Below are 8,781 nucleotides of genomic sequence, written 5' to 3' on the forward strand. Positions count from 1 at the left end.
CCCATGCTGGAAATGGATCAGGTAACGACTCCCATAATGGTTTACCTGCCAGTAACTCGATATCGCTTAACAGACAATCATCCAGCTGGGCTGTCACGGCTTGGGGATTTAAGTTCTGGCCGATAAACACCAGTTCCTGACGCATATCACCAAACGGTTCCTGCCAATTCTCTTTGATGGTTTGCAGACTTTCGGCATCCTGCGGCCAGCGATTCTCCGGGATGGCTTTCCAGAACATGCCGGCAAATCCATAACGGGCAATGCCACCAGCCTGATTCCATTGGCCAGCAAACTGTGGACGGCTGGCCAACCAGAAATAACCTTTGGAACGAATTAACTTGCCACAAGGCCAGTCCTGATGCAGAAACTCAAAGAATTTCTGTGGATGAAACGGTCGCCTGGCAACATAGGTGAAACTGCTAATGCCATATTCTTCAGTCTCAGGAATATGTTCACCGCGCATTTCTTTAAGCCAACCCGCCGCTTGCTCGGCTTTTTCAAAGCTAAATTTATGTGTTCCCAATACTTTATCCAGTGGGACCTGACCATTTTCGATAGCAATCAACTCTGCTTCGGTATTAAGGCTTTTTAAAATACCTGTTAATTCCGTTAATTGTTCTGTGGTGCATAAATCGGTTTTGCTGATTAATATCACATCGCAGAACTCAACCTGCTCTACCAGCAAATCGGCCACACTACGCATGTCCTCTTCACCCAGACTTTCCACCGTTTCCTGCAGATTTCTGGCCTCATTAAAATCACGCAGAAAATTTATCGCATCGACCACTGTAACCATGGTATCCAGCCGGGCAATCTGTGACAGGCTTTCGCCATCTTCATCGGCAAAAGTAAAGGTTTCAGCAATGGGTAAAGGTTCAGAAATGCCCGTTGATTCGATGACCAGATAGTCAAAACGTTTTTCTTCAGCCAGTCGACGTACTTCAATTAACAGGTCTTCCCGTAAGGTACAGCAGATACAACCGTTGCTCATTTCCACCAGCTTTTCTTCAGCACGGTTAAGTTGCACATCCTGCTGAATTTGCTGAGCATCGATATTGATTTCACTCATATCATTCACTATAACCGCCACCTTCAGACCATCACGGTTATTCAGAATATGATTCAGTACCGTCGTTTTTCCAGCGCCCAGAAAGCCGGACAACACCGTTACCGGCAAACGTTTATCGGGTTTTGTGCTCATAAAGCCCTTCTTTTTGTTCATTAATGGTTTTCACATCAGTGCAATATTCTGCGGTTGGACGAATCAATAATCGTTCAATGCCGATTGGTTCACCGGTTTGCAAACAATAACCATACTCCCCTGAGCGGATTCGCTGACGTGCTGCATCAATTTTAGGAATCAGCTGACGTTTCCGATCAGCGATCCGTAAAGCAATTTGTGACTCTTCTTCCTGTTGTGCCCTGTCCAGTACATCACTGACCTGACTATTACCCAGCATTTGGGTCTTTATTGCTGTAATTTCGTCTAATGTTTCGGTTCTGAGTTGCTGAAGTCGATTGTCAAAAAAGATCAGTTGCTCAGCATTCATGTAATCCGCTTCGTTAGCCGCTAATAAAGCTTTTTCATCCATTTGCATGCTCTCTTTGAGGTAGCAATAATCTTAAAGATAACTTGCGATTCCACAAATGCGCCGTAATCAGCAACAGACCACCGCTTATCGTTATCCAGGCTTCCAGGGATTCCGGCCCTAATAACGCCGACACCATGGTTAAAACCCCCATTACACCAAGCAATAAGGGCCATTGATTTTTATGTACTCTGTAGGAGCCAGGCAAGCTCAATAAAGCCAGTAAAACAACAGGCACCAACATCAGTCGGTGAACCCATTCCGAGCTTAACCATTCTCCCACCAGTCCTGCAGCACCAAAGCCGATTATCATCGGCGTTAACAAGCAATGAACCATGCAGGCTCCGGAACAGGCTATCGCCAAATCATCTTTCATTAAACGCTCCAAATTATGATATATCATATCATTTCAACTTCCCGGCCTGATGTCAAGACTTGTTTATGGCGGGCTTATTCAGACATTCGTCTGATTAGTGAATGCAATTCTGCAAGGGTTGTCTTGAAAGTGGTTTCAAGAGCGTTATAGCCTGCTCGGCTGGCATGAATATCACCCGCCAGGTAACTGGCCAGCAAATCATTCCCCGAGTGAAAAATGTATTGATGATAATGACTGATTTGGTCTAGCGTTGTGTTATCCAGATAATGATGATAACGGGCTTTCTCCAGCCAGATCCCGCAATGAGAATCCGCTAATTGTGTTATCGGCCACTCCGTTTTGATCTCCGGTTCAGCGAACAGTCGTTCCTGAAGCTGATGTATCCAGTGTTTTAAATAAAAATAAAATAAACTCAACCGGGCTTGTTTATGATTCTTCAACAGGCCTGATTGAGCACACCATTGGCTGAAAGGCTGATAAGCACTTAAAAATGTCATCAGCTGCTCAATCGGCATCGGTCTGGCTAACGCGTAGCCTTGAGCCTGGTTACAGCCCATCGCCAATAGCACTTCACCGTGAGCAATAGATTCAACCCCCTCAGCAATCACCTGAATATTAAATGATTGGGCAAGCGCTATGACGCCTTCCACAATTTTGCAGTCTTCGGGTTCTGTCAGCATCCGCCGGACAAAACTTTGATCCACTTTCACCACATCGACCGGCAATACCCGAATATGAGTGAGAGAGGAATAACCTGTACCAAAATCATCCAGCGCGGTGGTAATACCAAACTCCGATTTACAGAACTCGACCACATTGTTGATAAGACTCAGATCACTAAGACGATTACTTTCCAGGATCTCAATCTGAAAACGACTGGTATCCAGTTCGGGGTATTGTTTAATCTGAAACTGCAACCAATCGAAGAAGTCGCTGGTAGACAAGTGATAAGCCGTCAGATTAATACTTAACTGATACTTATGACCAGCTTGCTGCCATTGGGAAAGTTGTTTTATGGCTTTCTGGATAACCCATTGACCAAGGCTGACTTCCAGTTCCGTATCATAAACCTGGTCAATAAATCTATCCGGCGTCAGTAAACCTTTTTCAGGATGTTGCCAGCGAATCAAAGCCTCAAAACCGAAAATATGCCCTGTACTGAGGGTAACTTTAGGTTGAAAAAATAAAACAAACTGATCTTCCTGGATTGCTGTGGCAATTTCACGTAGTTGCTGATTGCGTTCGGTAATCTGCTCTTCTTCACCCGGATCATAGGCGAACAAGGTTGATTTTCCGTCAAGCTTGGCCTTATACATACACTGATCAGCATGACGGATTAAGGTATCCAGACTGCCCTTGTCATCTGGATAAAGTGTATAACCGATGGATGCCGTGATCATCATTGGCACTTCGTTCACAATAAACGGACTGGCAATTGTCGATAATACCCTCTGGATTGTTTGTGATGCGATAGCATCATTTTTGATACCACCAATTATCAAAACAAACTCATCACCGCCATAACGCACAATACAGTCTGTTTCCGCTAATACGGTTTTCACACGATTTGGTACCTGGTCCAGCAGATTATCTGCAACCGCTTTGCCATGAATATCATTGATTGTTTTGAACTCATCCAGATCCATAAAGGCAACTACCAGTTTTTCATTATTCTGATCAGCCATTGAGCTCATCTGACCAAAATCATTTTCCAGCTGGTTTTTGTTGAGGATTTGATGCGAATTACGGTTGAGAATCAGATCAGAAAGGATAGCGCGATATTTTCGGTCAGCAGTCACATCACTGAGATGCACCAGATAAAACAGTTTGTTGAAAGCATGAATACGTTTCACACTCAAACGGGCAATATAGTGCGAACCGTCTTTCCGTTTATTTGACACTTCACCCTGCCAGAAACCGTTGCGATGCAATGATTGCAGGATGGTCTGATTTAAAATTTTATTTTGGCTTTCAGCACTAAGGAATTTGGGATTGCTGCCGATAAGTTCTGATCGTGAATACCCGGTAATGTGTTGAGTCGCTTCATTGATATCAACAATTTTCTGATGTTCATCCGTGATGACAATGCCTTCATGTGCAAACCTGAAAGCATTTTCTAATAATGTGTTTCTCACACTACCTGCCTTGTCCTTAACGTGGATTTTCAGTCATAAGTTTCGTCAGCTGTTTACCCTTTATTCACGGGGATTTCACAGTAATAAGGACTAAACTTTATTTAACTTTATACCACGGTGATAGATACCAGTGGTAATGAAACTACAGATGGTAACTAACTATGTCAATAACAACTGTTTACACTCTTTAATTAATGAGCGCGAGAAAAGGACCTTTTGGCCTCCGACTGCCTGCTGAGCTTATGTCTTGGCTACGTTATGAGGCGACACAACACAACCGGAGCACGACCAGCGAGGCTTTGTTTTTATTACAGAAAAGTCTGGCCCATCGCTTCGATAAAACGGCTGTGCGAGAATTTCTGAAAAAGTGCCCTACAAGCACTAATACCGAAGCCTTTGGTTTACGCATCCCTGATGATCTCAAGATACTATTGCGCGATTTCAGTCAGCAGCATGAGATTAGTCTGAATCTGGAAATCGTTATGCGACTATCCCACAGTTATGATAAGTACCGTCGACATTCAGCCGCCGCAAAAATCAGTCACAACGATTACCGCTCAACATCAGCTAAAGAATTTACGATTACGGATTCTGAACAACGATTGCTGGATTTATTCCGTGGTCTTAATGAAGCGAATAAAAAGGTTATCCTTACCCTTATCAATAACCTTGCTGATAACGATTAACATCAAATTCTGCAGCGTTTAGCTAAACATCTTTGACCCACCATAAATTCCGATTATGATCGCGGCCTTGATTTACTTTTGGCCGCTTTATATATGCAAACCTCAGCACCCTCTCCAATATCTTTTCAGACCAAGCTGGAGAACCTGCGACACAACCGTTTATTTGAAGTTGTCGTTGTCAGTGTCATTTTGTTTTCTGCGATGGTGACAGGTGTAAAAACCTATGAAATCCCTTTTCAGATCCTACGGTTAGTCGACTGGATGGACTACGCAATCACCTTGTTTTTTGTCATGGAAATCAGCGTACGATTTCTGGCCGAACCCAACAAAAGGGATTTTTTCAAAAGCGGCTGGAATGTGTTTGACACGCTTATCGTCGCTGTCAGCCTGATACCGGTTAATGACAGTGAACTGGCCTACGTTGCCCGATTGATTCGTATTTTCCGTGTATTACGGATGGTATCAGTGATTCCGGAATTACGACATTTGCTTAACTCATTACTCAAAGCCTTACCCCAACTGGGTTATGTTGCATTGATGATGTTTATCATCGTTTATATTTTTGCGGCCATCGGTACCACGCTGTTCGCAGACGTCAATGATTTTTTATGGGGCGATATCGCGGTATCCATGCTGACGTTATTCAGGGTTATGACATTTGAAGACTGGACTGATGTCATGTATGAAACCATGGAGGTATACCCTTTCAGCTGGATTTTCTATCTGATATTTATCTTCCTGAATACCTTTGCTTTTCTAAATATGCTGATAGGTATTGTTGTGAATGTAATGGAACAGGAACGTGCTGAAGAGCATGAAGAAGCACATAAAAACGATATGACAATTGAAGACTTATCTATGCAAATTGAAGAGTTGAAACTGTTGATCAAAGCCAAAACCTGATAGCAGCCGACTCATCTTAAACAAACCAGAACTTTCACATCCAGTTCACACCTGCCGATTGATCATATGTACTCCAATCAGGAGTGATGCCGATGTCTGGTCGTAAATTATCTCTGTTGCTGTTTATCACGCTATTAGCAGGATGTCAGTCAATGTCACAACCCATTCGCACGGAAAACTATGTTGATATTAATCGCTTTATGGGCGATTGGTATGTCATCGCCAATATTCCAACCTTTATTGAGAAAGGTGCGCACAACGCTGTTGAAACTTATGAACTAAATGAAGATGGCACTATCGCCACCACCTTTACCTTTAATAAAGACAGTTTCGATGGCGAACAGAAACAGTACCATCCCAAAGGTTTCATTCTGGATGACGAATCAAATGCTGTCTGGGGTATGCAGTTTATCTGGCCAGTCAAAGCCGATTATCGAATCGTTTATCTGAATGAAGATTACACGCAGACGATTGTCGGTCGTGAAAAACGTGATTACGTCTGGATAATGGCCAGAACACCGCAGATTCCCGAACAGGATTACCTGCAGATGCTGCAGTTGCTCGCTGAGCAGGGTTATGACATTTCAGAGATTCAGAAAGTACCCCAGCAATGGCCAGATTAAAAAGCCATTGCCGTGTCATTATTGCGTAATCGCCGCGACCATGGCTTCTTCCGGCAAATCCGGTACACAAAGCTGAATAAAATCATAGGCAAACTGGCGCATGTAGTGCCCTTTTCTGACGGCAATCTTGGTGATGTTTTGTTCAAATAAATGACTGGAATCCAACAACGTTAATTTGATATCACGTTCGGCATCGTAGGCCATAGCCGCGACAATGCCGACACCCAATCCCAATTCAACATAAGATTTAATCACATCCGCATCCAGTGCAGACATCGCAATATCAGCATCAATATGTTGTTTGAGAAAGGCCTTGTCGATAGTGGCGCGTCCGGTAAACCCCTCGTGATAGGTGACGATGGGATACTCTGCAATATCCGCCAAAGTCAGCTTCTGTTGTTTTATCAAAGGATGCTCTTTGGGCACAATCACCGCATGTTGCCAATGGTAATAAGCAAAACTGACTAATTCGGGAATATTCCCCAACGCCTCTGTGGCAATGCCAATATCAGCCTCCCCTTCAATCATCATTTTGACGATCTCATCCGGGCTGCCCTGATGCAGTTTTAAATGTACTTTAGGATAGCGTTGCTTAAACTGGGTAATCACTTCCGGCAACACATATCTCGCCTGCGTATGGGTTGTCGCAATGGTTAATTTGCCGGTATCCTGCTGACTGTAATGCTCCGCCAGGCGTTTGATATTATTCGCATCGAGTAACATGCGTTCAACAATCTTCAACATTTCTTTGCCTGGTTCGGTCAGGCCGGTCAATCGTTTCCCTTTTCTGATGTATAGCTCAACGCCAAGCTCGTCTTCCAAATCTTTAATGTGTTTGGACACACCTGACTGCGAGGTAAACAAATGATTAGCTACCTCTGTCAGGTTGAAATTGCGTCGGACTGTTTCGCGGATAATTCTTAATTGTTGAAAGTTCAAGCGTGATAATCCTTCTGTACGCTATCTCGTTGAAACAGCTTTAATTTTGATGGCACTAATTTAACAATCTGACCTTGTATTAATGATAATTCATGCACCCGTTGAGGACTTAATTCCACCTCAAAATGCTGGCCGTGAGCACTATTGATACCATCCAACTCCACCCGTGAATTAAGACCAAACGACAAAACGCGATTCACCTTGGCAGATAATCCACTGACTTGTTGTGTATCGACGACTATATCCAATTCATGCGGTCGTGCGAAAGCGTAAACTTCTGAACCGGGGCCGTAATTTTCACCTTGGTCATGCAGCACATCATCACCGACATGCAGATGTCCATCGTCTACCCGGCCATGAAACAGGTTTACCGATCCTAAAAAACCATAAACAAACGGCGTTTGCGGATGGTTATACACTTCATCAGGCGTGCCTACCTGCTCAACTTTTCCATGATCCATTAACGCCATCCTGTCGGATGTGGTATTCGCCTCTTCCTGATCGTGGGTCACAAAAATTGAGGTGATGTGTAACTCATCATGTAATTTACGTAACCAACGCCGTAGCTCTTTACGTACTTTGGCATCCAAGGCACCAAATGGCTCATCCAATAATAGAACTCGAGGTTCTACCGCCAATGCTCTAGCCAAAGCAATACGTTGTCGTTGACCTCCAGACAGTTGTGAAGGAAAACGGTCCGCCAGCCAATCCAGTTGCACCAACTCCAGCAAACGATGGACTTTTTCGGCAATCACTTTTTCACTAGGTCTGGATTTACGCGGTTTCATCCGCAAACCAAACGCGACGTTATCAAATACGGTCATGTGTTTGAACAATGCGTAATGCTGAAACACAAAACCCACTTGCCGCTCACGGACATGGGTATCTGAAGCATTTTCACCATCCAGAATAACTGAACCTGAATCTGCCTGTTCAAGACCGGCAATAATTCTCAGTAATGTCGTTTTACCGCAACCTGATGGCCCCAAAAGCGCAACCAGTTCACCTGACGGAAAATTCAACGAAATATCATCAAGTGCTGTAAAACTGCCAAATTGTTTGTGTAAATTTTTAACTTCTATACTCATCTTCGTATCTCTTTTAATTAGTGTGCCGAAGCATTGGTTTCAGCGCGGTGTTCCACCCAGGTCTTTAATACCAACGTGACTAAAGCCAGTAATGCCAGTAATGAAGCCACTGCAAAGGCCGCCGCGAAGTTATATTCGTTATAAAGAATTTCAACGTGTAACGGCATCGTATTGGTCTGGCCTCTAATGTGTCCGGATACCACGGATACCGCACCAAATTCGCCCATCGCTCTGGCATTACACAGAATCACGCCGTATAACAAACCCCATTTGATATTCGGTAACGTCACATACCAGAACGTCTTCCAGCCACTCGCGCCCAATACCACAGCCGCTTCCTCTTCTTCTTTGCCTTGCGCCTGCATCAACGGAATCAACTCACGCGCGATAAACGGAAAGGTTACAAAAATGGTGGCCAGCACAATGCCCGGCACAGCAAAAT

The 8,781-nt window shown here is 44.0% G+C and carries 10 protein-coding genes; 3 read left to right on the forward strand and 7 right to left on the reverse strand.

All coding sequences use genetic code 11. The features are described from left to right. The 4 genes from zigA to B3O33_RS13455 all read right to left on the reverse strand — a co-directional run. Window positions 1-1,201, reverse strand: a 1,201-nt coding sequence (gene zigA, locus B3O33_RS13440; RefSeq protein ID WP_292363818.1) for a zinc metallochaperone GTPase ZigA, incomplete at its 3' end; no start/stop codon positions are given. Continuing rightward, a complete protein-coding gene (locus B3O33_RS13445; RefSeq protein ID WP_292359799.1) occupies window positions 1,182-1,592 on the reverse strand; it encodes a TraR/DksA family transcriptional regulator in 411 nt (136 codons plus the stop codon). The genes B3O33_RS13445 and zigA, both read right to left, overlap by 20 nt. After that, window positions 1,585-1,965 (reverse strand): MerC domain-containing protein, encoded by a 381-nt coding sequence (locus B3O33_RS13450; protein ID WP_292359800.1) that lies wholly within the window; start codon window positions 1,963-1,965, stop codon window positions 1,585-1,587. Before B3O33_RS13450 ends, B3O33_RS13445 begins: the two co-directional genes overlap by 8 nt. A gap of 74 nt (window positions 1,966-2,039) precedes the next feature. After that, window positions 2,040-4,100, reverse strand: a complete 2,061-nt coding sequence (locus tag B3O33_RS13455) for a sensor domain-containing protein (protein ID WP_292359802.1) — start codon at window positions 4,098-4,100, stop codon at window positions 2,040-2,042. A gap of 194 nt (window positions 4,101-4,294) precedes the next feature. On the opposite strand from B3O33_RS13455, the gene B3O33_RS13460 reads away from it, so the two are divergent. The 3 genes from B3O33_RS13460 to B3O33_RS13470 all read left to right on the forward strand — a co-directional run bounded on the left by B3O33_RS13460 (window position 4,295) and on the right by B3O33_RS13470 (window position 6,312). Then, the gene (locus B3O33_RS13460; protein WP_292359804.1) at window positions 4,295-4,786 is read left to right on the forward strand and encodes an Arc family DNA-binding protein; all 492 of its coding nucleotides are present in this window, start codon (window positions 4,295-4,297) and stop codon (window positions 4,784-4,786) included. A 93-nt stretch (window positions 4,787-4,879) separates the two neighbouring features. Next, entirely contained in the window at window positions 4,880-5,689 is an 810-nt protein-coding gene (locus tag B3O33_RS13465) for an ion transporter (RefSeq protein ID WP_292359806.1), read from the forward strand. A gap of 92 nt (window positions 5,690-5,781) precedes the next feature. Continuing rightward, on the forward strand, window positions 5,782-6,312 hold the full coding sequence (locus tag B3O33_RS13470; protein WP_292359808.1) for a lipocalin family protein: 531 nt from the start codon (window positions 5,782-5,784) through the stop codon (window positions 6,310-6,312). Window positions 6,313-6,330: 18 nt separating this feature from the next. Here B3O33_RS13470 and B3O33_RS13475 read toward each other — a convergent pair whose 3' ends face one another. From B3O33_RS13475 to B3O33_RS13485, 3 genes are all read right to left on the reverse strand, one after another. Next, entirely contained in the window at window positions 6,331-7,251 is a 921-nt protein-coding gene (locus B3O33_RS13475; protein ID WP_292359810.1) for a CysB family HTH-type transcriptional regulator, read from the reverse strand. After that, window positions 7,248-8,339, reverse strand: coding sequence for a sulfate/molybdate ABC transporter ATP-binding protein (locus tag B3O33_RS13480; protein ID WP_292363819.1), 1,092 nt, complete (start codon window positions 8,337-8,339; stop codon window positions 7,248-7,250). The genes B3O33_RS13475 and B3O33_RS13480 overlap by 4 nt, the downstream gene beginning before the upstream one ends. 17 nt (window positions 8,340-8,356) lie before the next feature. Then, window positions 8,357-8,781, reverse strand: a 425-nt coding sequence (locus tag B3O33_RS13485; RefSeq protein WP_292363820.1) for an ABC transporter permease subunit, incomplete at its 5' end; no start/stop codon positions are given.

The sequence above is a fragment of the Methylophaga sp. UBA1464 genome (assembly GCF_002325665.1).
Taxonomy (GTDB): domain Bacteria; phylum Pseudomonadota; class Gammaproteobacteria; order Nitrosococcales; family Methylophagaceae; genus Methylophaga.

Excerpts from the sequence above, each read along its gene's own strand:
- B3O33_RS13460 (WP_292359804.1), top strand. The coding sequence starts at position 4,295 with ATGAGCGCGAGAAAAGGACCTTTTGGCCTCCGACTGCCTGCTGAGCTT.
- B3O33_RS13445 (WP_292359799.1), bottom strand. The coding sequence starts at position 1,592 with ATGGATGAAAAAGCTTTATTAGCGGCTAACGAAGCGGATTACATGAAT.
- B3O33_RS13480 (WP_292363819.1), bottom strand. The coding sequence starts at position 8,339 with ATGAGTATAGAAGTTAAAAATTTACACAAACAATTTGGCAGTTTTACA.
- B3O33_RS13465 (WP_292359806.1), top strand. The coding sequence starts at position 4,880 with ATGCAAACCTCAGCACCCTCTCCAATATCTTTTCAGACCAAGCTGGAG.
- B3O33_RS13470 (WP_292359808.1), top strand. The coding sequence starts at position 5,782 with ATGTCTGGTCGTAAATTATCTCTGTTGCTGTTTATCACGCTATTAGCA.
- B3O33_RS13450 (WP_292359800.1), bottom strand. The coding sequence starts at position 1,965 with ATGAAAGATGATTTGGCGATAGCCTGTTCCGGAGCCTGCATGGTTCAT.